Source organism: Dactylosporangium sp. NPDC048998, assembly GCF_043197855.1.
GTDB lineage: Bacteria > Actinomycetota > Actinomycetes > Mycobacteriales > Micromonosporaceae > Dactylosporangium.
Genome location: NZ_JBICTV010000003.1, coordinates 437,515 through 463,636 on the forward strand (window position 1 = coordinate 437,515; position 26,122 = coordinate 463,636).

Sequence of the window (26,122 nt, forward strand, 5' to 3'; positions counted from 1 at the left end):
CCCGATGGCTGAGCGCGGCGCACCCCGGTCCCACGCGCGGGCGTTCGAGCCGACCCGGGCGCTGGGCCGGGCCGTGCTGGTCGCCGGCGTGCTCGTCTTCGTCGCCGTGCTCACGGGCAACTTCGACCTCGTCGTGCTCGCCGCGCCCTTCGCCATCGGCACCGCGGTCTCGCTGGTGCGCCGGCCGCAGCGGGTGCCGACGGTGCAGGTCACCGCGGCCGAGCCGTTCCTGGTCGAGGGCAACGACCTCGGCGTGACGATCAACCTGGGCAACCCCAACCCGTCCGGCTTCGACCTGGTCGTCGTCCGGTCGGTGGTACCACGATGGGTCCGGCTGGTGCACAGCGACCGCCCCTACGCGGTGAACGTCGACGGCGGCACCATCGCCGGCGTCGAGCTCGAGGGCCGCGTGTTGCGGTGGGGCCGCCACCCGCTGGGCCCGGTGGTCGCGCACGCCATCGCCGCCGACGGGCTGCTCATCAGCCGCGCCGTGTCGGCACCGCCGCTGCCGCTGAAGGCTTACCCGGCGACCGAGCACTTCGACGCCGCCGAGGCGATGCCCCGCGCGGCCGGCCACGTCGGCGGCCACCGCTCCCGGCGCGCCGGCGAGGGCGGCGAGCTCGCGGGCGTGCGCCGCTTCGGCCCCGGCGACCGGCTGCGCCGCATCGACTGGCGGGTGTCGCTGCGCACCCGCGAGATCCACGTGGTGAGCACGCTGTCCGACCGCGACGCCGAGGTCGTGGTGCTGCTCGACGCGCTGCACGAGGCCGGCCGCTCCGGTGGCATCGACGGGAAGGCCTCCGTGCTCGACATCACCGTGCGCGCCGCGGCCGGCATCGCCGAGCACTATCTGCACCGGGGCGACCGGGTGGCGCTGCTGCAGTACGGCGGCACCGTACGCCACCTGCGCGCGGCGAGCGGCCGGCGGCACTACATGACGGCGCTGGAGTTCCTGCTCGACGTCGCCGCGGGCGGGCACGACGACGAGCCGCCGCCGTCGTCGTTCGGGCCGCACATGGTCCAGGCCAACGCGCTGGTGATGGTGCTCACGCCGCTGCTGGACGTGCGGTCGGCGGCGATGCTGGCCAACCTGGCCCGCGCCGGGAGGTTCGTCGTCGCCGTCGACACCCTCGCCGATCCGGTACTGCGGGTGCGCGCGACGGGCAAGTGGGGCGACGTGGCGCAGCGCATGTGGCGGCTGGAGCGCGAGGCGATCATCGGCCAGCTCCGCGAGCACGGCGTCCCGGTCGTGGCCTGGGGCGGCGCGGGGAGCCTCGACGAGGTGCTGCAGGGCGTGGCCCGCGTGGCGGTCGGGCGGACGGTGACGACGTAATGCTCGACGAGCTTCGGGAGTACTTCGCCGGCCGGGTCGGCCGCGCGCGCGACATGGCCGAGCGCGCCGCGGCCGGGCCGCTGCTGGTCCGCCTCGGCGTGGCCGTGTTCGCCGCGCTGAGCATGGTGCTCGGGTTCCCGGCCGCGGTGATGCAGAACCTGGCCGCGATCGCGGTGGCCGGGGTCGTCGCACTGCTGCCGGCCGTGTTCCCGCGCACCCGCATGGTCGGCCTGGCGATCTTCGCGTGCGCGTTCGGCTGGCTGGTCGGCATCTTCCTCTACGGCGAGCCGATCTCCGTGCTCTCCGGCGGGCCGATCTCCGTGGTCCGGCTCGTCGCGCTGTCGGCCGCGCTGTACCTCATGCACTCCCTCGCCGCCCTGGCCGCGGTCCTGCCGTACGACGCCGTGCTCTCCCCGGGCGTGCTGGCCGGGTGGCTGCTGCGCGCCGGGGGCGTCGTCGCGGTCAGCTCGATCGTGAGCGTGGCGCTGCTGGTGGTGGTCAAGCTGACGATCGGTCCTGTGTTCCTCGTCGCATCGCTCGTAGGCGTGCTCGCGGCCGCCTGGCTGGCGTACCTGATCGCCCGCCGGGCCTGATGCGTTACGCGCGGGCGACGGGCGGGTGACGGGCGAGATCGACCGGCGTCGGTTCGCTGTGGTGGCCGTTACAGTCCGGGTAATGCCGGTTACATGTCCGTGGCCTGAGCGGTTGTGGGGCGATCGCGTCGCTAGCGTTGAGTTGTGGCTGCAAAGCGAATTCTGATCGTCGGTGCCGGGCACGTCGGGCTCTATGCCGCCCTGCGCCTGTCCAGGAAGCTCAACCTGCACGAGGCTGAGGTCACCGTGGTCGACCCTCAGCCGCACATGACCTACCAGCCGTTCCTGCCCGAGTCGGCGGCCGGCAACATCTCGCCCCGGCACAGCGTCGTCCCGCTGCGCCGCGAGCTCAAGCGCTGCCACGTGCTGTCCGGCACGGTGACCAGCATCGAGCACGCGCGGAAGGTGGCGATCGTCCAGCCGATCATCGGGCCGGCGCGCGAGGTGCCGTACGACCACATCGTCGTGGCGCCCGGCTCGGTCTCGCGCACGCTGCCGATCCCGGGCCTGCGCGAGCAGGCCGTCGGTTTCAAGACCATCGGCGAGGCGGTGTTCCTGCGCAACAGCGTGCTCGACCGGCTCGACGTCGCGGCGACCACCACCGACCCGGCCACGCGCCGGCGGGCCCTGGCGTTCGTGTTCGTCGGCGGCGGCTACGCGGGCGTCGAGGCCCTCGCCGAGATGGAGGACATGGTCCGCGGGGCGCTGCGCTACTACCCGGAGATCCCGCAGGAGGAGGTCCGGTTCGTCCTCGTCGAGGCGGCCAACCGGATCCTGCCCGAGGTCGGCGCGGAGATGGGCGCCTACACCGCGGTCCAGCTGACCCGCCGCGGCATCGACATCCGGCTCGGCACGCGGCTCGAATCGTGCGTCGACGGGCTGGTCAAGCTCTCCGACGGCGACGCCTTCGAGGCCGACACCATCGTGTGGACCGCCGGCGTCAAGCCGCACCCGATGCTCGAGGACACCGACCTGCCGCGCAACCCGCGCGGCGCCATCACCTGCAAGCCGACGCTGCAGGTCGTGGACGCCGAGGGCAACGTGGTCGAGGGCGCGTGGAGCGCGGGTGACTGCGCCGCCGTACCGGACCTGACCTCCGCCGAGCCCGGCGCGCTGTGCTCGCCGAGCGCGCAGCATGCCGTACGGCAGGCGTCCCGGCTCGCCGACAACATCGCGGCGGTCGTGCGCGGGCGGCAGCCGGTCGACTACCGGCACAAGCACGTCGGCTCGGTGGCCGGGCTCGGGCTCTACAAGGGCGCCGCCCGGGTGTACGGCATCAAGGTGCGCGGCGTGCCGGCGTGGTTCATGCACCGCACGTACCACCTCAGCCGCATCCCCACCCTGAACCGCAAGATCCGGGTGCTCGTCGACTGGACGCTGCAGCTGGTGCTGCGCCGCGAGGTCGTCGCGCTCGGCTCGCTGCACGAGCCTCGCGAGGCGTTCACCGAGGTCGCGGTGCCGATCCCGCTGCCGGTCGGCCGACCGGGCGGCTCGGACCGCAGGGCCGCCTAAGGCATATGGGGCGCGGCGCGGCTCTTACGGCGCGGCAGGGCTTTCGGCGCGGGCGCGCCAGACCCACACGTCGGCGACGTGCTCGCCCGGGCCGAGCAGGGCGTCGAGGGTGCTCCGCAGCGCCTCGGCGCCCGGCTGGCCGTCGGCGAGCACGAAGCAGGACGCGTGCCAGTAGGCGACGTCCCGGCGCAGCGCGACGCGGTCCTCGTCGGTGAGCCGCGGCACGCTGTTGTTGACCGCCGCCCGGTGCAGCAGCAGCGCCGTCGGCCGCGGGTAGATCCCGACCGCGGCGTGCCCGTCGCGGCCGTACGGGCCGATGAACCAGCCCTGCGGCGTGGCGAACGCGACGCCGGTGGCCGCCGCCCAGCGCATCGCCTGCGGGTCCTTCGCGTCCGGTAGCGGCACGGGCACGATCGTCCCGTCGCGCGGCGCGAACTCCCGCCAGTGCCCCTCCGTGAAGAACCGCGGTGCCGGTTCTCGCGGCGCGGTCGGCAGCGGCGCCGGCACCAACGGGACGAGCGCGGCCACGATCGCGACCGGCACCAGCAGCCGCAGCGTCTCGGTCCGGGTCAGCGCGGTGTGCACGGCCTGCGCCAGCACGAACGCGAGCAGCGGTATCGCGGCCAGCGCGAACCGGGCCGGCAGGGCCCACTCGAACACCGGCAGGTGCGCCAGCAACGCGTAGGGCCCCTGCTGCGCGGTCCGCTGGTGCCCGACCACGATCCGGGGCCCGAGCGACAGCGCGAACAGCACGATCGACACCACCGTGCACGCCACCACGGCCGGGCGCCGCCACATCCACAGCGTCGCGCCGAGCACCACGATGAGCACCGGGGCGCCGAAGAAGGTGGTGTACTCCGCGGGCCCGCTCGCCAGCCGTGCCGCACCGTCGCCGCCGGCCAGCGACAGCGGCGAGATGGACGCGAAGCTGTGCAGGTCCGCCGAGTAGAAGGCCGGGGCGAACACGCCGCCCTGCGCGCTCTGGGAGCCGCGGAACTGCACCCACAGCGGGTAGGCCAGCAGCAGCCCGGCGACCCCGGCGGCGACGCCCAGGCCGATGCCGAGCCCCGGCAGCATCGCGCGCGGGCTACGCCCGGTCTGGCTCGATGCGGCTTCGCGGTCTCGACCCGGACCAGGCACCGGCCGCGCGGTCGCGGCGAACACCAGGCAGAACAGCCCCAGCGCGAGCGCTGTGAGGAACAGCACTTCCTCGCCGAGGAAGAGCTGCGCGGCGGCCAGGGCGCCCAGCAGCACCCCCCGGCGGACGGCGTGGTGCCTCTCCCCGGCCAGCGACACGACGCACCACACCATCGCGGGCACCAGCCAGGCGGCCGTCATGTGCAGGTGGGCGTTGGACTGGCTGACCATGCCCGGCGCGAAGCCGCAGAACGCGCCGCCGACGAGCGCCGCCAGCCGGTGCATTCCGGCGGTGCGGGAGAACAGGAGGTACCACCCGGTGCCGTTGGCGGCCAGGTTGAACCCGGTCAGCACGGCGAAGGTCACCGGCGCGCCCAGCGCGAGGGTCAGTGGCGCGAACAGCAGCCCGAGCCCGACCAGCGAGGCGTTGCCCAGGACGTTGATGCCCTCGGGCGCGTTCAGCGCACCGGTCACGAGGCCGAAGTCGCCGCGATACGCTCGGGTGGCGTAGGCGAGAAACCACTCGTCGAGGGCCTGGTCGTTGGGGTTCAGCGACAGCATCCGCCCGGCCGGGTCCGGCCAGAGCCCGCGGGTCAGCAGGGCTCCGGCGAGCACCAGCAACAGGCACGCGGCCGTGTCCTTAATCCATGGGCGCCGCAAGCGCATCGGCGGACCGGCCGGTGTTGCATGCTCGACCGGCGCAGTCTCTTCCTCGTCGGTCTGCTGAGCGCTGGTCACCCGGATGACAGTAACGGCCGTCCCCTTGTCGGTGTTGATGCTTCGTCGGACGGGCTACCGTGAGACGCGTTTCCACGCCCGGGTGGTGGAACGGCAGACACGGCCGCCTTAAAAGCGGCTGCCGCGAGGCGTGCGGGTTCGAACCCCGCCCCGGGCACGATTTCCGCATTTTCGCTTCAACCGGCACGTCACACTGTACGGTCGACGTTTTCAACCCGCCTGTTCGCGGTACCCTGGTCGTACATGTGAATGCGACGCCCATGGAGGCCGATCGTGCAGAGTTCCAACCCGGTGCTCACCCGCCTTGGCGAGGCGGCGCGGGCGTCCCGGTATGAGACCGGGTATGGCCCCGGCTACCCCGGCGTGCAGACCCCGTCGCGCGCCATGTCCATGGACGACGTCGTCGTCCGCACGGTGGCGCTGCTCGCGGTCACCGGCGTCGTCGGCGCCGCCGCCTGGGTGATGCTGCCGGCCAGCAGCGTCGTGACCTACTTCGCCGCCGTCATGGCCAGCCTCGCCGGGCTCGTCCTCGGCCTGGTCATCTCGTTCCGCCGGGTCACCAGCCCGGCCGTGATCATTCCCTACGCGGCCCTGCAGGGCATCGCGCTCGGCGTGATCAGCCGCGCCTTCGAGAGCTGGTATTCCGGCATCGTCATCCAGGCGGTGATCGGCACCTTCGGCATCTTCGGCATCATGGCGGCGCTCTACAAGCTCCAGGTGCTGCGGGCCACGCCCCGGTTCACGAAGTTCGTCATCGGCGCCCTGATCGGCGTCGTGGTGCTGAGCTTCGCCAACTGGCTGTTCTACCTGTTCGGGCTCAACCTGGGCCTGCGGGAGTACACCGCCAACGGCCACGTGAGCTGGCTGCCGATCGTCTTCAGCATCGTGGTGATCGCCGTCGGCGCGCTCACCTTCATCCTCGACTTCGACGCCATCGAGCAGGGCATGCGCTACGGCCTGCCGGAGAAATACGCGTGGTACTGCGCGTTCGGCATCCTGGTGGGCCTGATCTTCCTGTACTACGAGATCCTGCGCCTGCTGAGCTACCTACGCCGCTGATGCCCGACGAAGATCAGCTCGGCGCCGCCGTGCGCAAGCTGGTCGGCCAGGTCTCACACTGGACGCCGCCCCGATGGGCGGCGTCCGCCTGGTCGGGGGCCAGCCGGGCGGCGCTCATGCACGACCTCGTCCAGTGGATGGCCGACCGGTGCGCCGAGGCGGAGGGCCGCCCGGCGCTGCCGGTGCCCCGCCTCGACAACGACCTGGCCCTGCCCGACCAGCTTCAGGTGGTCGCGGCCGACCTGCGCCGCTTCGCGCCGGAGTCGGTGCAGGCCGACGCCGCGGAGCGCATCAACGCTCTCCGCGGCGCCTTCGCCTAGATATGGTGCATCTGAAGCTTTTGTGTGGCTTCGTCCGCTTTCAGGTCAGGTGGGTCAGCAGGTCCTGACGGGTCAGGACGCCGGCCGGCTTGCCGTCGATCAGCACCACTGCGGCGTCGGCCTTCTCCAGCAGGGACACCGCCTCGCTCACCGGCTGCCCGCCGCCGATCATCGGCAGCGGCGGTGACATGTGGCGCTCGACGATGTCGTGCAGGTGGGCCTGGCCGGAGAACAGCGCGTCGAGCAGGTCGCGCTCCGCGATCGAGCCCGCGACCTCGCCGGTGACGACGGGCGGCTCGGCCTTGAGCACCGGCAGCTGGGACACGCCGTATTCGCGCATGTAGTCGATCGCGTCGCGGACCGTCTCGTTGGGGTGGATGTGCACCATGCCCGGGATCTGGCCGTCCTTGCCGATCAGCACGTCGGCGACGGTCGGCGTCTCGGCGGCGGTGCGCAGGAAGCCGTAGCGGGCCATCCAGGTGTCGTTGAAGATCTTGGAAAGGTAACCCCGGCCGCCGTCCGGGAGCAGGACCACCACCACGGCGTCGGGGCCGGCCTCGCGGGCCACCTTCAGCGCGGCGGCCACGGCCATGCCGCACGAGCCGCCGACGAGCAGCCCCTCCTCGCGCGCCAGGCGGCGGGTGAGCTCGAACGAGTCCTTGTCGGAGACCTCGACGATCTCGTCGCAGATGTCCCGGTCGTAGGTGGTCGGCCAGAAGTCCTCGCCCACGCCCTCGACCAGGTAGGGCCGGCCGGTGCCGCCCGAGTACACCGAGCCCTCCGGGTCGGCGCCGACGATGCGCACGCGGCCCCCGGAGGCCTCCTTGAGGTATCTGCCGACGCCGGAGATCGTGCCGCCGGTGCCGACACCCGCGACGAAGTGGGTGACCTGGCCATCGGTCTGCTCCCAGACCTCGGGGCCGGTGGTCTCGTAGTGGGAGCGCGGGTTCGCCGGGTTGGCGTACTGGTCGGGCTTCCAGGCGCCGGGGATCTCCCGGGCCAGGCGGTCGGAGACGTTGTAGTACGAGCGCGGGTCCTCCGGGGCGACGGCGGTCGGGCAGACCACGACCTCGGCGCCGTAGGCGCGCAGCACGTTCTGCTTGTCCTCGCTCACCTTGTCGGGGCACACGAAGACGCAGCGGTACCCCTTGAGCTGGGCGACCAGCGCCAGGCCCACGCCGGTGTTGCCGGAGGTCGGCTCGACGATCGTGCCGCCCGCCTGCAGCAGGCCGGCCTTCTCGGCCTCCTCGACCATGCGCAGCGCTATGCGGTCCTTCACGCTGCCGCCCGGGTTGAGATATTCGACCTTCGCCAGCACGGTGGCGGAGATGCCGGCAGTGACGTTGCGGAGCCGGACGAGGGGGGTGTTGCCCACCAACTCGACGACGTTGTCGTAGTAGCGCACGTCGCCAGCCTATCGGGAGCGGCTCGACTACCCGACGACGTGCCCCGGCACGACGTTGTCGCGCAGCTTCTCCCACTCCAGGAAGCGCTCCAGCTCGTCCATGAGCGCGCCGGCGAAGTACCCGGCCACGGCCAGGTCGTCCACCAGGCCGAAGACCAGCAGGAACGCCTCGGGGACGGCGTCAATCGGGGAGATGATGTAGACGCCGGCCGCGGCGAGCATCAACAGGCGCGAGCCGCCGTCGTACTCGCGCTTCAGGGTCGCCTTGATCATGCGGGGCAGCGCGGCCAGCCGCCGGCCGAGGCCGGGCGTGTCGTGCCGGAACACCCGCAGCAGCGCAGTCCATGCCATCCGCCGTCGCAGCGCACTCTCCGCCATGCTGACCGCCCTCTCTCCCTTGGCTATGAATGTAATGGTGTCGGTCACCATGCGCCGAGGTAAGAATGACGACATGGATCTCGATGAGGCCCGCGCCGTGATCGCCGAACAGCACCAGGCCGTGCTGGCCACCCGGCGCGCCGACGGCGGCGTGCAGATGTCGCCGGTACTGGCCGTGGTCGATGCCGACGGGCGGGTGGCGATCAGCAGCAGGATGCCCGCGTACAAGGTGCGCAACCTGCGGCGGGACCCCTGGGCGGCGCTGTGCGTGCTGCCGGACGGCTTCTTCGGCCGCTGGGTCCAGGTCGAGGGCGAGGCCGAGATCGTGCCGCCGCCGCAGAGCGTGGAGGGTCTGGTCGACTACTACCGGCGGGCAACCGGAGGGGAGCATCCCGACTGGGACGACTACCGGGCGGCCATGCTGCGGGAGCAGCGGGTGCTGATCCGCGTCTCGCTGACGCGGGCGGGCCCCGATCGGTCGGGATGAGGACCATCGGGATCAGGACGAATAGCGGCGAATACTTGGAGGGCGGAGGTTAGCCTCAGGTTCGCGAGGGCCTCGGGCATGGAAAGGGCGGGGGCGGTGAAACTGCAGTCGGAGCGGGCACGGCGGATTGCCACGGCGGCGGTGGTCGGTGGCGGGGGTGTCGCCGGTGCGAGCGCGCTGTTCTACGGGCTGGTGATCGGGCAGGCGCTGATCGCGCGCAAGACGATTCCGCCTGTGGTCAGCCCGCCGCCGCGCGCGGACGGGCTCTACGGCGCGCACTTCGGCGGCGAGCCGATCCGCCTGGCGGTCCTCGGCGACTCCTCGGCCGCGGGATACGGCGCGGAGCGCCCCAGCGAGACGTTCGCCGCGGCGGTCGCGGCCGGCCTCGCCGAGCAGCGGCAGCAGGCGGTCCGGATGCGCTGCGTGGCCGTCGTCGGCGCGGAGTCAAAGGGCCTCCCGCCGCAGGTCGAGGTGGCCCTCCGCCAACGGCCCGACATCGCCGTCATCTGCATCGGCGGCAACGACGTGACGCACCGCGTCCGAGTGCAGACCGCGGTGCGCCATCTCGTCGACGCGGTGCGCGCGCTGCGCGCGGCCGGCGTCGAGGTGGTCGTCGGCACCTGCCCCGACCTGGGCACGATCCGGCCGATCCAGCCGCCGCTGCGCTGGCTGGCCCGGCGGTGGAGCCGGCAGATGGCGACCGCGCAGACGATCGCCGTGGTCGAGGCGGGTGGCCGCACGGTGTCGCTCGGCGACCTGCTGGGGGAGCTGTTCTACGCCGAGCCCGACCGCATGTTCAGCTTCGACCGGTTCCACCCCTCCGGCGCCGGCTACCTCGCCGCAGCCCAGGCCGTGCTCCCCACCGTCGTCGCCGCCCTGGCCGAGCCCGTACCGGCCCCGGCCGAGGTCGCGGCGCTGAGCGCCGGCGAGGGCGTGCGGGCGCTGCCGCAGGCCGCGGCGGAGGCCGCGCACCGGCCCGGCACCGAGGTCAGCGCCGTGCAGGTGGCGGGCCGTGACCGCGGCCCGGCGGGCCGCTGGGCGCAGCTGCGCCACCGGGTGTGGCAGCGGCTGCCGCAGCAGGCCGACCGAACCCCCGACCGCACGGCGGAGCCGGCATGACGACGCCGGCCTCCCCACGTCGGGAGCAGCCTGCGAATTCGCCCGTTACTCTCGTACTTCGTCCGGTCATGCGGCCTCCGCTTCGCTCCGGCCGCACGACCTCCGAACTGAGCTCATAATGAACCGGCCCCTCCGCTTCGCTCCGGACCGGTCATGCCCCCTGACTCGCCCGGAACGGAGGTGACGGCGTGAGCGTCGTCAAGCGCCTCGCCAAGGTCGCTACCGTGACCGTGATCGCCGGCACCGTGGGCGGGGCCGCGGTGCTCGCCGCGCAGGCGGTCGCCGCCCGCACCCGCGACTACGCCAAGCCCGACATGCGCCTGGCGATGCGCTCGTCGATCGGCGCCGCCGGCAAGCCCCCCATGCGCCTGGTCCTGCTCGGCGACGCCACCGCGCTCGGCGTCGGCGTCGACCGGGTGGCCGACACCGTCGGCGGCCAGCTCGCCGCCCTGCTGGCGGAGGGCTCCGCGGGCCGCCGGGTGGAGCTGTCCAGCGTCGCCGTGGCCGGCTCCCGCTCCTCCGATCTGGCCACGCAGGTGGCCCGGGCGCTGGTCGGCCCGGTTCCCGACGTCGCGCTCGTGCTCGTCGGGACCAACGACATCACCCACCCCGGCCGGGTCGCCGACGCCGCCGAGCACCTGGGCGCGGCCTGCCGCCGGCTGGGCGACGCCGGCATCCCCGTGGTCGTCGGCACGTGCCCCGACTTCGGCGCCCTGCGCGCCTTCGCCCCGCCGCTGCGCCAGCTGCTCGGCCTGCGCAGCCGCCGGATGGCCCGGCTGCAGGCCGCCGCCGCGGGCGCCGCCGGTGCGGTCGTCGTGGACCTCGGCGCGCGCACGGGCGCCGTGTTCCGGGCGGACGAGGGCACGCTGTGCCACGACGGGTTCCACCCGTCGGCGGACGGCTACCGCGTCTGGGCCCACGCGCTGCTGCCCGCCGTGGAGGAGGCCGGCGCGGTGCGCCGCGGCGTATAGCACCGCCCCGGCGCGGCCTCGCAGCCGAGAGGCCGGGTAGCGCACCGCGTGTGACAATTTTGGCCGGGCTCGTGCGGTTACCCTCCGGTAGATTCGGGGGTATGCCGGAAGCTGTCATCGTTGCCACCGCCCGGTCCCCGATCGGCCGTGCCGTCAAGGGATCGCTGCGCGACCTCCGCCCCGACGATCTCGCCGCGACCATCGTCCGCGCCGCGCTCGACAAGGTCCCCCAGCTCGACCCGCGTGAGATCGAGGACCTCTACCTGGGGTGCGGCCTTCCCGGCGGCGAGCAGGGCTTCAACATGGCCCGCGTGGTGAGCACCCTGCTCGGGTTCGACCACCTGCCGGGCGCGACGACCACGCGGTACTGCGCCTCCTCGCTGCAGACCACCCGCATGGCCTTCCACGCCATCAAGGCCGGCGAGGGCGACGTCTTCATCTCGGCCGGCGTCGAGTGCGTCTCCCGATACGCCCGCGGCAACTCCGACACCTTGCCCGCCGAGGCACAGGCCGCGGTCGGCGGCCCGTGGCAGAACCCTGCCTTCGCCGGCGCGTACGCCCGCACCACCAAGCGCGCCGAGGGCGGCGCTGAGACGTGGCACGACCCGCGCGAGGACGGCGAGCTGCCGGACATCTACATCGCGATGGGGCAGACCGCCGAAAATCTCGCCGAGATCGAGGGCGTGACGCGGCAGGACATGGACGAGTTCGGCGTACGGTCGCAGAACCTGGCCGAGGAGGCCATCAAGAGCGGCTTCTGGGCCCGGGAGATCACGCCGGTCACGACGCCGTCGGGCGACGTGGTCTCGGCCGACGACGGCCCGCGCCCCGGCGTGACGTACGAGGCCGTGGCCGGCCTCAAGCCGGTGTTCCGCCCCGACGGGCGCGTCACCGCCGGCAACTGCTGCCCGCTCAACGACGGCGCCGCCGCGGTCGTGATCATGAGCGACACCCGGGCCCGCGAGCTCGGCATCACCCCGCTGGCCCGCATCGTCTCCACCGGCGTCACCGCGATGTCCCCGGAGATCATGGGCATCGGCCCGGTCGAGGCGTCGCGCAGCGCGCTCGCGCGGGCCGGCATGACCATCGACGACGTGGACCTGGTCGAGATCAACGAGGCGTTCGCCGCGCAGGTCATCCCGTCGTACCGCCGGCTGGGCCTGCCGCTGGAGAAGCTCAACGTCAACGGCGGCGCGATCGCGGTGGGCCACCCCTTCGGCATGACCGGCGCCCGCATCACCGGCACGCTGATCAACTCGCTGAGCTGGCACGACAAGTCGATCGGGCTCGAGACGATGTGCGTGGGCGGCGGCCAGGGCATGGCCATGGTCCTGGAGCGCCTCTCCTGATCGCACGGCGACGAGTCGCAGGGGTCCGGACGCGCGAGCGTCCGGACCCTTCCCGTCCGCGGGTCCGGCGGGGCGGTCAGTCCAGCGGGGCGGGGATCGCCACCACGTCGACGAGGGCGTCCTTGCGCAGCACCGTGATCGGCAGCCGCGTGCCGATCGCCGGGCCGAGCATCAGCCGGAGCACGTCCTGCACGCCCGTGATCGGCCGGCCGCCCGCGGACAGCAAGACGTCGCCCACGTAGAGACCGGCCTGGCCCGCCGGGCTGCCCGGGACCACCTCGGCCAGGCGCAGCCCCTTCGACTGCCCCAGGCGCTGGGCCAGCGGCTGGGGGAGCGGCACCGTCGCGCCCGCGACGCCGAGCCAGGCCCGGCGCACCCGGCCGGTCGACATGAGCTCCGACATGATGAGCCTGGTCGTGCTGTTGATCGGCACCGCGAGCCCCAGGCCGATGCCGGCCACCGCGGTGTTGACGCCCACCACCCGGCCGGCCGAGTCGGCGAGTGCCCCGCCGGAGTTGCCCGGGTTGAGCGCGGCGTCGGTCTGGATCACGTCGTCGATCAGGCGGGTGTGCCGGCCGTCGCGGACCGGCAGCGAGCGGCCCAGGGCGCTGACCACGCCGGCGGTGACCGAGCCGGCCAGGCCCAGCGGGTTGCCCACGGCCACAACCAGCTGGCCGATGCGCAGGTCGTCGGCGTTGCCGAGGGTCGCGGGCGGCACGCCGGTCTCGCGGATGCGCAGCACCGCCAGGTCGGACAGCGGGTCGGCGCCGACCACGTCGAACTTCGTCTGCGTGCCGTTGGTGAACTCGGCCACGCCGCCGTCGGCGCCGGCGACCACGTGGGCGGAGGTGAGGATGAAGCCGTCCGGGGTGTAGACGACGGCCGAGCCGGCCCCCTCACCGCGCCGGCTGCGCACGGTCAGGCTGGCCACGCTCGGCAGCAGGGAGGCCGCCACGGTGGAGACGACCCGGCTGTACGCGTCGAGCGCGTCGGTTTCTGGGTCCATGCCCAGGAGAACACGCCCCCGCCGGCCTCGCATGCCCGTCCGGTTACGCCAACAGCGATACCGCCGGCAGATCGAACCACCGCAAAGCCTCGAAGTTGGGCGAAACGACGCCCTCGGGCTGCTCGTCGATCGGCAGGGTCTCGAACAGTTCCCGCGCATACCGCAGATATCCGGATAAGTCCGACTCGGGGGCCCGTTCGTGCCTCGCCGGCCAGGTCAGCACCCCGTCGGCGTCGTAGCGAAGCTCCGACAGGCGCAGCGGCGGCTCGACCACCCCGTCGCGGTGGCGCCACAGGCCGGTGTAGGGATCGAAGCGATACTGCGGCAGCAGCGCCCACCCGTGCGTGGCCACGAGGTGCACCGCCTCGACGATGTACTCGAACACGGCGGCGGAGATGAAGTAGTTGAAGCTGACTCGCACCCAGCCCGGCTTGATGCCCTCGCAGCCGGCGATGATCTCCTGCTCGAACCGGTGCGAGCGCTCGATGTCGATGCCGAGCAGCCGGTGCCCGTAGGGCCCCGCGCACGAGCAGCCGCCGCGCGACTGGATGCCGAACAGGTCGTTCAGCAGCGAGACGACGAAGTTGTGGTGGAGGTACCGCCCCCCGGGTCTTTTGATGACGAACGACACGATCGACAGGCGTGACGCGTCCAGGTTGCCCAGGATCTCGATGTTGGGGTTGGTCTTCCACGAGGCGATCGCCTCGCGCAGGAAGTGCTCCTCCAGGGCGCGGATGGTCGGCGTGCCGACGGCCTGCTTGAGCTGGAACACCAGGCCGGCGCGGATCGACTCGACGATGGCGGGGGTGCCGCCCTCCTCGCGGTGCGCGGGGTCGGCGATGTAGTGGTGCTCGGTCGGGTTGACGTAGTCGACCGTGCCGCCGCCGGGCACCGTCGGCACCCGGTTGGTGAGCACCTCGCGGCGCACCACGAGCACGCCCGGGGTGCCCGGCCCGCCGACGAACTTGTGCGGCGAGATGAACACCGCGTCCTTGTACTCGCCCGGCCCCGGCCCGTACATCGCGACGTCGACGTACGGCGCGGCGGCCGCGAAGTCCCAGAACGACAGCGCGCCGTGCTCGTGCAGCAGCGCCGAGATCGCGTGCGTGTCGCTGACGATCCCGGTCACGTTGGAGGCCGCCGAGAACGATCCGATCTTCAGCGGCCGGTCGGCGTGCCGCGCGAGTTCCGCGCGCAGCCGGTCCAGGTCGATGTGGCCGTTGTGATCCTCGGGGATGACGACCACGTCCGCGATGGACTCGCGCCACGGCAACTCGTTGGAGTGATGCTCGAACGGCCCGATGAACACGACCGGGCGATCGCCCGGCGGGATGTGCGCCGACAGGTCGTAGCGGTCCTCGAGCCCGGCCGGCACCCGCAGGCCCAGGATGTGCACGATCTTGTCGATCGCCGCGGTCGAGCCCGAGCCGGTGAAGATCACGACCGTCTCCGCGTCGCCCCCGACGGCCTCGTTGACGATCTGCCGCGCGTCCTCGCGCAGGCGCGTGGTCTGCAGGCCGGTGCCGGACGACTCCGTGTGCGTGTTGGCGTACCGCGGCAGCACCTCGTCGCGGATGAACCGCTCGATGAAGTCCAGCGCCCGCCCGGAGGCGGTGTAGTCCGCATACGTGACGCGGCGAGCGCCGAACGGCCCCCACATCACCTGGTCGTCTCCGATGACGGCGGCACGGATCCGCTGTAAGAGGGGGCTCTCCATGGCGGTCATTATCCCCGCCGCCACGCCGACCTCTTTCGTGTGGTCGGGAGGATGTCGCACTGCTTGTCCGCTCCGGCACACCCCTCGACTGTTTAACGTTTCGTCCGGAGGCGCGCAGGAAGCCTCATGGAGACTGGGGGTAGGGAAGTTGGTCAGTGTCGACCAGTCCGAGCCAACAGATGTCGTCGATCGACTCTTGTGGCGGGACGCCACGCAGATCCTGAGTCGGCACAGCGAGTCCGACGGGGAGGGCCAGTGCCTCTGGTGCGGACGCGAGTGGCCCTGCGCGCCGCGCCGCCTGGCGGAGAACGCCGTCGAGGCGTCCTGCCGGCCGTGGAACGAGGCCTGGACGGCCCGCCACGACCTGTACAGCCTGCGGACCATGCCCGACTGGCGCATCGACCTCGGCCGGCCGGGCGCCTCGCGGGGCGGCTGGCACCGCGCCGCGGGCAACCGGGAAACCTTCCTCTGACACGATCGTTGCTCCAAGCGGAGACTTCGGCGCGCCCCGCCAGTGCAACGCAGTCCCGCGAGACAAAGACCCGCCCGGATACGGCGTGCCGGCACGCCTCCGCCGGCTCCGAACGCCTCCGGCCAGGCGTCCTCCCCAGGGATCGGGCGGGTCTACCCGGCAGGCGAGGGCACTTCTCGTGGTTCCCCCGCATATATCGCGATGTTGTGCCCTCGCCTGCCAAAACCCCAATGCGCGCGACAAGCGGCCCGGAGTCGGGAGGACTCCGGGCCGCCGTCGTTGCCCGGGCTGGTTGAGGGTTAGTTGAGGTAGTCCGCGACCGTGAACGTCGAGCCGCTCGAGATGATCGACTGGACGTACGGCGGCGTGTTGGTCGTCGTCGTGGTCGTGCTGTTCGCACCGATCGCGCCGCTGCTCACGACGTACCTGGACTGTCACTCAACGTAGCAGCGGAGGTATCTGAAAGTTCCTCAAAACTGGCAACACGCCGGAGGCGCCCCGGGTGGGACAACTCCGGCGTGGGGTGTGGTCAGGCGGGCGGCGTGCCGACGTCGATCGGTCAGGTCATGCCGTTGGGACGCCGGGCAGCGCGGGAGGACGGCTGCAGGTCGATTACGGCTGGGTCCGGGAGGTGTGTTCTCCCCACCTGTCAACGGCCTGCTGCAGATCCATCGCGGCAACCACCTCTCGCGGTAGACCAACGGTGTAGATCAAGCGTTGGGCAAGCCAGTCGGGAACCGGCTGTGGGGGTGGAGGATTCGCAATCTCGATGCCCGAGGCCAGCTTGCCCAGCCTTTCCATCACGTCCACAAGAGCCAGAAGGTGAGGCCTTGTCGTGGCAGCCGCACGGACGCGCGCGACGGCCTTGTCGTAGACCTCGGCGTCTGCGCGCTCGCCGACCGCCCACACCTCGCAGATCTCAACGACGCCGTCCTGGACTCGATAGACGATTCGCCAGGTGTTCCTGCCGACGACAAGCTTCCGAAACCCGGTTAGCTCATCTCCCAAGGGATAGCCTGCCTCGACGTCGGTTTCGAGGATGAGCAGCTTCTTCAGGATTCTCGGAACGGTGGACGGCCCGATCCGCCGCAGGTCATCGAGCGCCTCGTCGGTGAAGCGGATCTCTGCCATCAGTTCACTCGTCGGGCATGTCCGCCAGCGAGTCCCTGGTGTGTCCATACGCTTGGAGCACGGCGTCCAGCGACGTTCTGTTGCCGCTGTCTACCGCCTGGCGGGCTAGAACGAGTGCGAAGTCGCGCAGATCCTCGGCGGCCTGGGAAAGCTCCTCGAGTCGCTGATATGCGACAACGGCTGCCACCGGGCGTCGGTGGCGAGTCACCACCACGTCCGTGCCCCGCTCGGCTTCCGCAACAAGCCCGGCTACGCCACGTTGCGTGGCTTCGCTTACCGTCATCTCCTCTGGGTGGGCGAGTATCCCCATACAGAAAACTGTACAGAATTCTGTCCAGGGTGCCAACGGATCGCCGCTGGTGGTTGAGTACCTCAGAGGCCAACTGCGGCGGCGATGTCGCTGACCTTCTGGACCAGGCGCATCGATCCGGGGATCTCCCGGAAGCCGTGGTGCTGATAGAAGCCGTGGGTCGCCCCGTCGATCGCGTCGACGACCACAAACCTGGCGGCAACGGTCTGCGTGGCGACGACGATCCGGTGGAGCGCGTCGGAGAGCAGCGCGCCGCCGTAGCCCTGACCGTGGAGGGTCTTGTCGAGCGCGAGTCGGGCAAGCAGCACGGCCGGGATCTGAGCTGGATTGCCCCGGCCGAGTGCGCGCGGAAGGTCTTCGCGCACGATCAGATGCGCGGCGATGGTGTAATACGCGACTACGCGATGCTCCTCGTGCCATACGAACGTGCGCCCCGTGCGCCGTGCCTCGGTCGTCATCGCGTGCTGCTGGAGCCAGCCGTCCAGGTCAGGCTTGCTGCTGTCGAAGCAGCTGGTGTCGTGGTGCTCGCTCAGGGCCTCGCTGATGAACGCCACCCAGGCTTACCGCCGTTCCACGACGTGGCGAGCCCGAGCTGCTGCGGCCCGCAGCGCTTGGTTCGGCGTTGCCGGCTGGTCGAGCGCGGCCAAGAGTTCGTCGAAGAACTCCGCTGGCACGACGGTGGTCATCATGTGCTCTTGCAGGACGCGTTCGGCGCGCTCCTCCGCCGCCGTCCGCGCGAAGTCGGACGTACTTTCGTGTACAAGATCTGCGGCTTGCTCGATCCGCCTTTTGGCCTCCGGCCGCAGGCGGAACTCGAAGCGCGCAGAGGCTGCGATGGTCATTGAACCCTCCCGTGCTGTCCGTACGATTGTACGGACAGCACGGCCGAAGCGTCCATTTCAGGAAGCGTCGGGGACCGTTGCGACGCCGATCGGGCAGGTCATGCCGTTGGGGCCGTGGTTGCAGTAACCACCCGGGTTTTGGACTCTGGCGAATGGTGCGCTACTCCGGTAACCAGCGGGTCAGTCGCCGGGCCGGGCATACCACCATCCGTCGCCCAGGTTCTCCGCACCGTTGAGTGAAGCCTGGGAGCCATAGAGGTCGAGCGCGAAGTCGGCGGGTAGTACGCCCTCGTAGAAGACATAGCCCGCCGCGTCGTCGGGGATACCGAGGTATTCAGGCAGGAACACGACCGGCCGGCCGCCGTACCGGCCGATCGCCGCGGCCCGGCCGTTGGTCGACAGATCGCGCAGAGTCCGGGGTAACGGCTCACCGTAGTAGGCGTTGGACGCCCCGATCGTGCCATGGCGAACCCCATCGGCGACGGCCGCGAAGGCCCACCGGTGGGACCAGTAGTACGAGCGCGGCTCGAAGATCGACCAGTTGTTGAACTGGATCGTCGCTGCCAGCAGTACGACCGCGGCGACCACCCGCACCAGCGTCGAACCCTTGAACCCAGCAATCGCGACCACGGTCAGGGCGGCTGCGGCGAGCCACAACGCCAACTCGAACGGGGGGACGACGAACGCGAGCAGGGATTCATTCGGCACGTCGATTGCCTCGACGCACGCTACCGCCAGCCAGGCGATCGCAAGGCGGTAGGCGCGCCGCCTCCTCCCAGGAGAGGAAGGAGGCGACGGTTGAATCTCCGCGACGGTTTCGTCTGGCCTCGGCACGCAGCCAGGCTAGTGGTGGTCCGGTACCCGGGCCACCCCGATCGGGCAGGTCATGCCGTTGGGGCCGTGGTTGCAATAGCCGCCCGGATTTTTCGAGTCCGACAGGTACTGCTGGTGGTAGTCCTCGGCGTAGTAGAACGGGCCGGCCGGGGCGATCTCCGTGGTGATCTCGCCGCGGCCCGCGGCGCGCACCACCGGGGCGAAGGCCTCGCGCGACGCGGCGGCCGCCGCGGCCTGCGCCGGGGTGGTGGTGTAGATCGCCGAGCGGTACTGCGTGCCGACGTCGTTGCCCTGGCGCATGCCCTGGGTCGGGTCGTGGTTCTCCCAGAACGCCTTCAGCAACTGCTCGTACGACACCTTCGCCGGGTCGTAGACCACCTGCACCGCCTCGGTGTGGCCCGTCCGGCCGGAGCAAGTCTCCTCGTACGTCGGGTTCTTCGTGAAGCCGCCCTGGTATCCGACCGCGGTCGAGTACACGCCGGGGATGCGCCAGAAGATGCGCTCCGCGCCCCAGAAACAACCCATGCCGAAGTAGGCGACCTCCAGCCCGGCCGGCCAGGGGCCGCGCAGCGGGGTGCCGAGGACGGTGTGCTTCGCGGCGACGGGCATCTCGGTGTCGCGCCCAGGGATGGCCGACTCGGCGGTCGGCAGGTCAAGCTGCTTGGTGTACCGCAGGAACACGATCCGCTCCTTCAAAACTTGAGGTGCTCTGACTCAAGTTTGCCGCGACATCGGCCGCGATGCCTTATGAGGTCATTACGGCCGAGATCTTCTCCGCGTAGGACAACGCCTCCTGGTCGGACTCGTATTTCGTGCGCGGCCAGAAGAAGCCCTTGAGCCCGTCGCCCTTGGTGCGGGGCACGACGTGCGTGTGAAGGTGGGCGACGCTCTGCGAGACGCGGTTGTTGATCGCCACGAACGAGCCGCCCGCCGACAGGCCGGTCTCGACCGCGCGGGCGATGCGCTGGACGAACCCGAAGTACGCCGGGATCTCGGCCGGGTCGAGGTCCGTCAGGGTGACGACGTGCGCCTTCGGCACGACGAGCACGTGGCCCTTGAAGACGGGCCGGATGTCGAGGAACGCGGCGGCGGTCGGGGTCGACGCCACCACGAAGCCGGGCGTGTCGCCCGACGCGATCGAGCAGAACAGGCAGTCCGACACGATCGCCAGATTAGCCGCCGTTAGGGTCGACCTCATGAACCACGGCTTCGAGACGCTCGCCATCCACGCCGGCCAGGAGCCGGACCCGGCCACCGGCGCGGTCGTGCCGCCGATCTTCCAGACCAGCACCTACGCGCAGGACGCCGTCGGCAGCCCGCGGCTGGGGTACGAGTACAGCCGCACCGCCAACCCGACCCGCGACGCCCTGCAGGAGTGCCTCGCCGCGATCGAGGGCGGCCGCCGCGCGCTGACCTTCGCCTCCGGCCTCGCCGCCGAGGACACCCTGCTGCGCACCGTGTGCCGCCCCGGCGACCACGTCGTCATCCCGGACGACGCCTACGGCGGCACCTACCGGCTGTTCTCCAAGGTCGCCGAACGCTGGGGCCTGAACTGGACCGCCGCGTCGATCCACAGCGTCGACGCGGTGCGCGCCGCGATCACCGATCGCACCCGGATCGTGTGGGTCGAGACGCCCACCAACCCGCTGCTCGGCATCGCCGACATCGCCGCCCTGGCCCAGGTCGCGCACGACCGCGGCGCGCTGCTCGTGGTGGACAACACGTTCGCCTCGCCGTACCTGCAGCAGCCCCTGCACCTGGGCGCGGACCTAGTCGTGCACTCGACCACGAAGTACCTCGGCGGCCACTCCGACGTCGTCGGCGGCGCGCTCGTCGGCACCGACGAACACCTGCTCGGCGAGCTGGCCTACCACCAGAACGCGATGGGCGCGATCAACGGCCCGTTCGACGCCTGGCTCACCCTGCGCGGGATCAAGACGCTCGGCGTGCGCATGGACCGCCACTGCGACAACGCCGAGAAGGTCGTCGAGTTCCTGCAGCGCAACAAGGCGGTGGCCCAGGTGCTGTACCCGGGCCTGCCGGAACACCCGGGCCACCAGACCGCCGCCAAGCAGATGAAGCGGTTCGGCGGCATGGTCAGCTTCCGCGCGCACAGCGAGGAGCACGCGGTGGAGATCTGCAACCGGGCCCGGCTGTTCGTCCTGGGGGAGTCGCTCGGCGGCGTCGAGTCGCTGATCGAGCACCCGGGCCGGATGACCCACGCGAGCGCCGCCGGCAGCCCGCTGGAGGTGCCGGCCGACCTCGTCCGGCTGTCGGTCGGCATCGAGACGATCGACGATCTTCTGGCCGATCTGGAGTACGCGCTCGCTCGTTGACACACTTGACCGCACCGCCAACGGGTACGGAAGGGTGTTCGGCATGCTGCAGCGCTCCACCACCTGGGTAGGCGCCACGGCCAGGGAGATCGCCCGCGCGGTCCGGCGCGGCGACACCTCCGCAACCGCCGTCGTGGCCGACCACCTCGACTCCATCCGGGCGTACGACCGCATCGTCGGCGCGTTCCGCGAGGTGCGCGCCGCCGAGGCGATCGCCGAGGCGGAGACCGTCGACGACCAGCCCACGCTGGGCAACCTGGCCCTGGCCGGCGTCCCGGTCGCGGTCAAGGAGAACGTCGAGGTCGCCGGGGCGCCGACCTGGAACGGGTCGACCGCGGCCCGGCGGCCGGTCGCGGACCGCGACCACGAGGTGGTGCGGCGGCTGCGCGGCGCCGGCGCGGTCGTGGTCGGCGTGACGCGGATGCCGGAGCTGGGCATCTGGGCGGCCACCGACGACGCCGGCGGCACCGCCCGCAACCCGTGGCGCACCGACCGCACGCCCGGCGGCTCGTCGGGCGGGTCGGCCGCCGCGGTCGCCGCCGGCCTCGTGCCGATCGCCCACGGCAACGACGGGCTCGGCTCGATCCGCATCCCCGCCGCCTGCTGCGGGATCGTCGGGCTCAAGCCCGGCCGCGGCGCGGTGCCGGCCGGGATCGGCGCCAACGACTGGTACGGCCTGGCCGAGAACGGCATCCTGGCCACCACGGTCGCCGACGCGCATCTCGGGTATGCGGTGCTCGCCGGGCACACCCCGCGGGCCCTCACCCCGCCGAGCCGGCTGCGCGTCGCCGTCTCGCTGCGCAGCCCGGTCGCCGGCGTGTTCCCGGACGCCGGCGCGCGCAAGGGGCTCAGCGACGCCGCGCGGCTGCTGGTGGCGCACGGGCACGGCGCGGTGCGGGCCGACCCGGTGTACCCGCCGGCGCTAGCCGCCCGGGTGCTCGCCACCTGGTTCGGCGCGGCGAGCCTCGACGCCGCCGGCCTCGATCGCGAGGCGCTGCAGCCGCGCACCCGGCGCCATGTGACGCTCGGCGAGGCGGCGCTGCGCCGAGGCCTGGTCCGCGAGGCCGACCGGGCAGCCTGGCGGGAGCGGTGCCGCAACTGGTTCAACGACGGCGGCTACGACGTGCTGGTGACCCCGGCGCTGGCCGGCGCGCCACCGGTCGCGGACCGCTGGTCGGCCCGCTCGTGGGCGGCCAACATGGTGGCCAGCACGCGTTACGCGCCGTACGCGGCGCCATGGAACTTCGCCGGCTTCCCAGGCCTGGTGATCCCGGTCGGGGTGCGCGACGACGGGCTGCCGGTCGCCGTGCAACTGGTCGGCCAGCCGGGCTCGGAGCTGCTGCTGCTCGCCCTCGCCGGCCAGCTCGAGCAGGCCGCGCCCTGGCGGCGGCACGCGCCGGGCTGGCCGAGGATGGCGGCCCGGCGCCGATGATCAGGGCGATCTCGCGCTGGGCGACCGTCGCGATGCTCGGCGTCGCCGCCACCGCGCTGGTCGACCTCGCGATCGCGTTCCTGCCGCTCGCCGATCTCTGGGCGGCGCACCACCCGGGGCCGGAGTCCGCCGCGCTCGCCACCACGATCCGCATCGGGGCCTGGACCGCGCTCGCCGTCACCGGCGTGGTGACCGCCGTGGCGGCCGGCGGCTGGGCCGCCCGGGCCCGGTCCAACCTGGCCGCGTTCGGCGTGTCGTCGCGCCGGATCACCCACGGCAGCGTCGGGCCCTTGCCCGGGCTGCGCCGCCGGATGACCGTGCTGACCTGGCTGCTGCGGGCGACCCTGCTGTCCGGGTGCGCGGCGATGCTGGTGGCCTGGCTGGCCGGCCTGGACAACGCGGCCGAGATCGCCGACGTGCGCCGGCAGGCCGCGGCCGGGCTGCGCGTCGATGACGCGCTCGCCGCGCACCTGTTCGGCCGCCAGCTCGTGCTGCGCCTGCCGGCCGCGGCGCTGTTCGTGGCGGCCGCGGTCGTCGCGCTGTTGCTGATCGCCCGGGTGACGAGCGCGCAGTACGGCCGGGTGGCCCGGCTGCGGGACTGGGCCGGAAGCGGCGCGGCGATGCCGCCGGTGCCTCAGACGATTCCCGGGGATGGTGGCACGATCAGGTCATGACCGTCGCCGTCCCGTCGGAGCTCGTGACCCTTGCCGATGTCGAAGCGGCAAGGCAACTGCTGGCAGGCGTGACCCGCCTGACCCCGGTGGAGCCCTGCCGGCCACTGACCGCCAAACTCGGCGGGCCGATGTGGCTCAAGTGTGAAAACCTGCAGCGCGCCGGATCCTTCAAGGTGCGCGGCGCGTACGTGCGGCTGGCCCGCCTCGGCGCGGCGGAGCGCGAGCGCGGCGTCGTGGCCGCCAGCGCCGGCAACCACGCGCAGGGGGTCGCGCTCGCGGCCACCCTGCTCGGCATCGCCAGCACCGTGTTCATGCCGGTCGGCGCGCCGCTGCCCAAGATCGCCGCGACGAAGGGGTACGGCGCGGCCGTCGAGTTCGCCGGTTCCACCGTCGACGAGGCCCTCGTCGCCGCGCACGAGTTCGCCGAGCGCACCGGCGCCGTGCTGATTCACCCCTTCGACCACCCCGACGTCATCGCCGGGCAGGGAACCATCGGCCTGGAGTTGCTGGAGCAGGTGCCCGAGGTCAAGACCGTGATCGCCGGGGTCGGCGGGGGCGGGCTCATCTCCGGTCTCGCCGTCGCGATCAAGGCGCTGCGCCCCGACGTGCGGGTCATCGGCGTGCAGGCGGCCGACGCCGCCGCGTTCCCGCCGTCGCTGCGCGAGGGCCGCCCGGTGCGGCTGGGAGCGTTCGGCACCATCGCCGACGGCATCGCGGTCGGCCGCCCCGGCGACCTCACCTTCGCGCACGTCGGCAAGCTCGTCGACGACATCGTCACGGTGAGCGAGGAGGACATCTCCCGGGCGCTGCTCATGCTGCTGGAGCGGGGCAAGATGGTCGTCGAGCCGGCCGGCAGTGTCGGGGTGGCCGCGCTGCTCGCCGGCGTCGTGCAGGTCGAGACGCCGGCCGTGGCGGTGCTCTCGGGCGGCAACATCGATCCGATGCTCATGGTCCGCGTCATCGAGCACGGCCTGGCCGCCGCGGGGCGCTACCTCACCTTCACCGTCCGCTGCGGCGACCGCCCCGGCCACCTGGCGAAGCTGCTGACGTCCATCGCCGAGCAGGGCGCCAACGTGGTCGACGTCGCCCACCGCCGCCAGGATCCGCGCCTGCAGCTCGGCGAGGTCGAGCTCGGCCTGTCCGTGGAGACCCGCGGCTCCGAGCACTCCGATCGGCTGATCAGCGCTCTCCGTTCGGCTGGCTATACGGTGACCTTCGGCATCTAGGAAGATCTCCGGCTGTGACGGGAGACTTCGGCTGGGGCCCGCTCGACCGGTGGGCGCACCGGTCGGCCCGGCGCCACACCGTGGGCGCCTACGAGGCGCAACTGCAGGGACGTCCGGGTGGCACCGCCGGGTCCGCCGTGCTCGTGGTTTCGAGCCTGATGTTGTACCTCATGATCCTGGTCATGCTGGCCGCCGGTCTCTGGGTGGGCAGCCTGTCGTTCCCGGGCTTCGGGCTCGTCCCCGCGGTCGTGCTGGTCGGCACGGCGCTGGAGCTGCGCCCGCGTTTCGACCGGCTGCCGAAGTTTGCCACCGAGGTGCCTGCGGCCGCCGCGCCCGAGCTGTATCGGCTGGTGGGGCAGGTGGCGGCCGAGCTGGGCGCCCCGGCCCCGGCGATTTCCGTCGAGGATGACGTCTTCAACATCGGGGTCCTCGCGGTCGGTCTGCGCCGCCGCCCCGCACTGGTGGTCGGGCTGCCGATGTGGAACGCGCTGTCCGCGCAGCAGCGGGTCGCCGTGCTCGGCCACGAGCTGGGCCACTTCGTCAACGGCGACCCGCGGCGGGGCCTGCTCGTGCAGCCCGCGCTGACCACCCTGACCCGGCTCACGCGCATGCTGGCGCACGAGCCGGTGCCGCTCGGCCAGTCGGGCACGGTCGGCGGGCCGGGCCTGCTCGGATGGCTGGTCGGCCTGCTGTTCAGTCTGATCAAGGCGATCCTGCGCGGCCTGCTCTTCGTCCCGCGAGTGGTGCTCGCCGTGCTGGCGCTGCGCGACGGGCAGCGAGCCGAGTATCGGGCCGACCAGGTCGCGGCGGCCGTGGCCGGTCGGGCCGCCATGGTCGAGCTGTTGGATGTGCTGACGCTCAGCGACAGCGTGATCATGCTGGTCAAGCGCGAGGCGCGGGCCGGCAAGCCGGTCACCGGGTGGCCGGAGACCATCGCGAAGCTGGTCGTCGAGGCGCGGCCCACGATCGAGGGGCGGCGCGACGCCGAGCTCGACCGGGTGTCACTGTTCGACTCGCACCCGCCCAGCGGGCTGCGTGCGCGGGTGATCGAGGCCCGGTCCGGCGAGTCGGCCGCGGTCGTGGCGAACGCCGCGCGGAACGACCGCATCGACGCGGAGCTCGCGGCCCACAACGCACGATCGGCGCGCACCCTCAAGTCGATGTGAGGGGGCGCGCCGACGGGCGTGGCGCGGGTGCCGGGTCAGCCGGCGAACGGCTCGAACTCGATGACCTTCACCTTGATCGCGGCGCCGCTCGGGGCCGTGTACGTCACGGTGTCGCCGCGCTTCGCGCCGAGGATCGCCTGACCCAGCGCGGACTCCGGGCTGTAGACGGTCAGGTCGGTGGTCGCGGCGATCTCGCGCGAGCCGAGCAGGAACTTCTCGGTGTCGTCCTCGTCGTCGTCGAACTGGATCGTGACGACGGTGCCGGGAGCGACGGCGTCGGTGGTCGGGGCGTCGCCCACGACCGCCTTGCGGAGGAACTCCTTCAGGTACAGGATGCGGCCCTCGGCCTTGCCCTGCTCCTCACGCGCCGCGTGGTAGCCGCCGTTCTCGCGCAGGTCGCCCTCTTCGCGGCGTGCGTTGATCTCGGCGGCTAGCGCCGGACGGTTGGCGATGAGCTCGTCGAGCTCGGCCTGCAACCGGTCATAGGCGTCCTGCGACAGCCAGGTGGTGGCCTGGTCGCCGTCGGTGGTCGACACTGAAGATCTCCTTACGGGCACGCTTGGTCAAACCACCAA

Annotated in this window: 29 protein-coding genes and 1 tRNA gene; 17 read left to right on the forward strand and 13 right to left on the reverse strand. The window is 72.1% G+C overall.

The features are described from left to right. Positions 1 to 4: 4 nt before the first annotated feature. The 3 genes from ACGFI8_RS09440 to ACGFI8_RS09450 all read left to right on the forward strand — a co-directional run bounded on the left by ACGFI8_RS09440 (position 5) and on the right by ACGFI8_RS09450 (position 3,438). Complete coding sequence (locus tag ACGFI8_RS09440) at positions 5 to 1,333, forward strand: DUF58 domain-containing protein (protein ID WP_392802247.1); 1,329 nt, start codon at positions 5 to 7, stop codon at positions 1,331 to 1,333. Next, a complete protein-coding gene (locus ACGFI8_RS09445) occupies positions 1,333 to 1,926 on the forward strand; it encodes a hypothetical protein (protein ID WP_392802250.1) in 594 nt (197 codons plus the stop codon). The genes ACGFI8_RS09440 and ACGFI8_RS09445 overlap by 1 nt, the downstream gene beginning before the upstream one ends. 144 nt (positions 1,927 to 2,070) lie before the next feature. Next, on the forward strand, positions 2,071 to 3,438 hold the full coding sequence (locus tag ACGFI8_RS09450; RefSeq protein WP_392802252.1) for an NAD(P)/FAD-dependent oxidoreductase: 1,368 nt from the start codon (positions 2,071 to 2,073) through the stop codon (positions 3,436 to 3,438). 24 nt (positions 3,439 to 3,462) lie between these two features. On the opposite strand, the gene ACGFI8_RS09455 is transcribed toward ACGFI8_RS09450, so the two are convergent. Then, positions 3,463 to 5,313, reverse strand: a complete 1,851-nt coding sequence (locus tag ACGFI8_RS09455; protein WP_392802254.1) for a hypothetical protein — start codon at positions 5,311 to 5,313, stop codon at positions 3,463 to 3,465. Positions 5,314 to 5,389: 76 nt separating this feature from the next. Between ACGFI8_RS09455 and ACGFI8_RS09460 the strand changes: the two genes are divergently transcribed. The 3 genes from ACGFI8_RS09460 to ACGFI8_RS09470 all read left to right on the forward strand — a co-directional run bounded on the left by ACGFI8_RS09460 (position 5,390) and on the right by ACGFI8_RS09470 (position 6,692). Next, a tRNA-Leu gene (locus ACGFI8_RS09460) sits at positions 5,390 to 5,470 on the forward strand. A 116-nt stretch (positions 5,471 to 5,586) separates the two neighbouring features. Beyond that, entirely contained in the window at positions 5,587 to 6,372 is a 786-nt protein-coding gene (locus ACGFI8_RS09465) for a Bax inhibitor-1/YccA family protein (protein ID WP_392802257.1), read from the forward strand. Beyond that, the gene (locus tag ACGFI8_RS09470) at positions 6,372 to 6,692 is read left to right on the forward strand and encodes a hypothetical protein (RefSeq protein WP_392802259.1); all 321 of its coding nucleotides are present in this window, start codon (positions 6,372 to 6,374) and stop codon (positions 6,690 to 6,692) included. The genes ACGFI8_RS09465 and ACGFI8_RS09470 overlap by 1 nt, the downstream gene beginning before the upstream one ends. A 40-nt stretch (positions 6,693 to 6,732) precedes the next feature. On the opposite strand, the gene ACGFI8_RS09475 is transcribed toward ACGFI8_RS09470, so the two are convergent. Next, positions 6,733 to 8,097: a cystathionine beta-synthase gene (locus ACGFI8_RS09475; protein ID WP_392802261.1), complete on the reverse strand. Its 1,365-nt coding sequence runs from the start codon at positions 8,095 to 8,097 to the stop codon at positions 6,733 to 6,735. A 27-nt stretch (positions 8,098 to 8,124) separates the two neighbouring features. After that, positions 8,125 to 8,475, reverse strand: a complete 351-nt coding sequence (locus ACGFI8_RS09480) for a YkvA family protein (RefSeq protein WP_392802263.1) — start codon at positions 8,473 to 8,475, stop codon at positions 8,125 to 8,127. 73 nt (positions 8,476 to 8,548) lie between these two features. Here ACGFI8_RS09480 and ACGFI8_RS09485 point away from each other — a divergent pair, with 73 nt between their 5' ends. From ACGFI8_RS09485 to ACGFI8_RS09500, 4 genes are all read left to right on the forward strand, one after another. After that, the gene (locus ACGFI8_RS09485) at positions 8,549 to 8,962 is read left to right on the forward strand and encodes a PPOX class F420-dependent oxidoreductase (RefSeq protein ID WP_392802265.1); all 414 of its coding nucleotides are present in this window, start codon (positions 8,549 to 8,551) and stop codon (positions 8,960 to 8,962) included. Positions 8,963 to 9,040: 78 nt separating this feature from the next. Beyond that, the gene (locus tag ACGFI8_RS09490) at positions 9,041 to 10,081 is read left to right on the forward strand and encodes an SGNH/GDSL hydrolase family protein (RefSeq protein ID WP_392802267.1); all 1,041 of its coding nucleotides are present in this window, start codon (positions 9,041 to 9,043) and stop codon (positions 10,079 to 10,081) included. A 188-nt stretch (positions 10,082 to 10,269) separates the two neighbouring features. Beyond that, the gene (locus tag ACGFI8_RS09495; RefSeq protein WP_392802270.1) at positions 10,270 to 11,052 is read left to right on the forward strand and encodes an SGNH/GDSL hydrolase family protein; all 783 of its coding nucleotides are present in this window, start codon (positions 10,270 to 10,272) and stop codon (positions 11,050 to 11,052) included. Positions 11,053 to 11,153: 101 nt separating this feature from the next. Beyond that, the gene (locus ACGFI8_RS09500; protein ID WP_392802272.1) at positions 11,154 to 12,401 is read left to right on the forward strand and encodes an acetyl-CoA C-acetyltransferase; all 1,248 of its coding nucleotides are present in this window, start codon (positions 11,154 to 11,156) and stop codon (positions 12,399 to 12,401) included. Positions 12,402 to 12,477: 76 nt separating this feature from the next. Here ACGFI8_RS09500 and ACGFI8_RS09505 read toward each other — a convergent pair whose 3' ends face one another. Then, positions 12,478 to 13,407: a S1C family serine protease gene (locus ACGFI8_RS09505; RefSeq protein ID WP_392802275.1), complete on the reverse strand. Its 930-nt coding sequence runs from the start codon at positions 13,405 to 13,407 to the stop codon at positions 12,478 to 12,480. 43 nt (positions 13,408 to 13,450) lie between these two features. Next, on the reverse strand, positions 13,451 to 15,124 hold the full coding sequence (locus ACGFI8_RS09510; RefSeq protein WP_392802277.1) for an aminotransferase class V-fold PLP-dependent enzyme: 1,674 nt from the start codon (positions 15,122 to 15,124) through the stop codon (positions 13,451 to 13,453). 148 nt (positions 15,125 to 15,272) lie between these two features. Between ACGFI8_RS09510 and ACGFI8_RS09515 the strand changes: the two genes are divergently transcribed. Beyond that, complete coding sequence (locus ACGFI8_RS09515; protein ID WP_392802279.1) at positions 15,273 to 15,596, forward strand: hypothetical protein; 324 nt, start codon at positions 15,273 to 15,275, stop codon at positions 15,594 to 15,596. A gap of 321 nt (positions 15,597 to 15,917) precedes the next feature. Continuing rightward, on the forward strand, positions 15,918 to 16,043 hold the full coding sequence (locus ACGFI8_RS09520; RefSeq protein WP_392802281.1) for a hypothetical protein: 126 nt from the start codon (positions 15,918 to 15,920) through the stop codon (positions 16,041 to 16,043). A gap of 165 nt (positions 16,044 to 16,208) precedes the next feature. On the opposite strand, the gene ACGFI8_RS09525 is transcribed toward ACGFI8_RS09520, so the two are convergent. The 7 genes from ACGFI8_RS09525 to ACGFI8_RS09555 all read right to left on the reverse strand — a co-directional run bounded on the left by ACGFI8_RS09525 (position 16,209) and on the right by ACGFI8_RS09555 (position 19,875). After that, a complete protein-coding gene (locus ACGFI8_RS09525; RefSeq protein ID WP_392802283.1) occupies positions 16,209 to 16,727 on the reverse strand; it encodes a type II toxin-antitoxin system RelE/ParE family toxin in 519 nt (172 codons plus the stop codon). Between the two features lie 4 nt (positions 16,728 to 16,731). After that, a complete protein-coding gene (locus ACGFI8_RS09530; protein ID WP_392802285.1) occupies positions 16,732 to 17,037 on the reverse strand; it encodes a type II toxin-antitoxin system Phd/YefM family antitoxin in 306 nt (101 codons plus the stop codon). Between the two features lie 62 nt (positions 17,038 to 17,099). Beyond that, positions 17,100 to 17,591 carry a GNAT family N-acetyltransferase gene (locus ACGFI8_RS09535; RefSeq protein ID WP_392802287.1) on the reverse strand — a complete coding sequence of 164 codons (492 nt, stop codon included), beginning with the start codon at positions 17,589 to 17,591 and terminating at the stop codon, positions 17,100 to 17,102. 6 nt (positions 17,592 to 17,597) lie between these two features. After that, complete coding sequence (locus ACGFI8_RS09540) at positions 17,598 to 17,879, reverse strand: DUF1778 domain-containing protein (protein WP_392802289.1); 282 nt, start codon at positions 17,877 to 17,879, stop codon at positions 17,598 to 17,600. Positions 17,880 to 18,059: 180 nt separating this feature from the next. Then, complete coding sequence (locus ACGFI8_RS09545; RefSeq protein WP_392802292.1) at positions 18,060 to 18,587, reverse strand: hypothetical protein; 528 nt, start codon at positions 18,585 to 18,587, stop codon at positions 18,060 to 18,062. Between the two features lie 135 nt (positions 18,588 to 18,722). Next, on the reverse strand, positions 18,723 to 19,394 hold the full coding sequence (gene msrA, locus ACGFI8_RS09550) for a peptide-methionine (S)-S-oxide reductase MsrA (protein WP_392802295.1): 672 nt from the start codon (positions 19,392 to 19,394) through the stop codon (positions 18,723 to 18,725). Between the two features lie 64 nt (positions 19,395 to 19,458). Further along, positions 19,459 to 19,875, reverse strand: a complete 417-nt coding sequence (locus ACGFI8_RS09555) for an HIT family protein (protein ID WP_392802297.1) — start codon at positions 19,873 to 19,875, stop codon at positions 19,459 to 19,461. A 34-nt stretch (positions 19,876 to 19,909) separates the two neighbouring features. Between ACGFI8_RS09555 and ACGFI8_RS09560 the strand changes: the two genes are divergently transcribed. The 5 genes from ACGFI8_RS09560 to ACGFI8_RS09580 are packed head-to-tail and all read left to right on the forward strand — an operon-like array spanning position 19,910 to position 25,547. After that, positions 19,910 to 21,049 (forward strand): cystathionine gamma-synthase, encoded by a 1,140-nt coding sequence (locus tag ACGFI8_RS09560; protein ID WP_392802300.1) that lies wholly within the window; start codon positions 19,910 to 19,912, stop codon positions 21,047 to 21,049. A gap of 43 nt (positions 21,050 to 21,092) precedes the next feature. Then, the gene (locus ACGFI8_RS09565) at positions 21,093 to 22,481 is read left to right on the forward strand and encodes an amidase (RefSeq protein WP_392802302.1); all 1,389 of its coding nucleotides are present in this window, start codon (positions 21,093 to 21,095) and stop codon (positions 22,479 to 22,481) included. Further along, on the forward strand, positions 22,478 to 23,155 hold the full coding sequence (locus ACGFI8_RS09570; RefSeq protein ID WP_392802305.1) for a hypothetical protein: 678 nt from the start codon (positions 22,478 to 22,480) through the stop codon (positions 23,153 to 23,155). Before ACGFI8_RS09565 ends, ACGFI8_RS09570 begins: the two co-directional genes overlap by 4 nt. Beyond that, on the forward strand, positions 23,152 to 24,381 hold the full coding sequence (gene ilvA / locus ACGFI8_RS09575; protein WP_392802307.1) for a threonine ammonia-lyase: 1,230 nt from the start codon (positions 23,152 to 23,154) through the stop codon (positions 24,379 to 24,381). The genes ACGFI8_RS09570 and ilvA overlap by 4 nt, the downstream gene beginning before the upstream one ends. Before the next feature lie 14 nt (positions 24,382 to 24,395). Beyond that, entirely contained in the window at positions 24,396 to 25,547 is a 1,152-nt protein-coding gene (locus ACGFI8_RS09580; protein ID WP_392802309.1) for a M48 family metalloprotease, read from the forward strand. Between the two features lie 35 nt (positions 25,548 to 25,582). Here ACGFI8_RS09580 and greA read toward each other — a convergent pair whose 3' ends face one another. Further along, positions 25,583 to 26,083, reverse strand: a complete 501-nt coding sequence (greA, locus tag ACGFI8_RS09585) for a transcription elongation factor GreA (protein WP_392802311.1) — start codon at positions 26,081 to 26,083, stop codon at positions 25,583 to 25,585. Between the last annotated feature and the right edge of the window lie 39 nt (positions 26,084 to 26,122).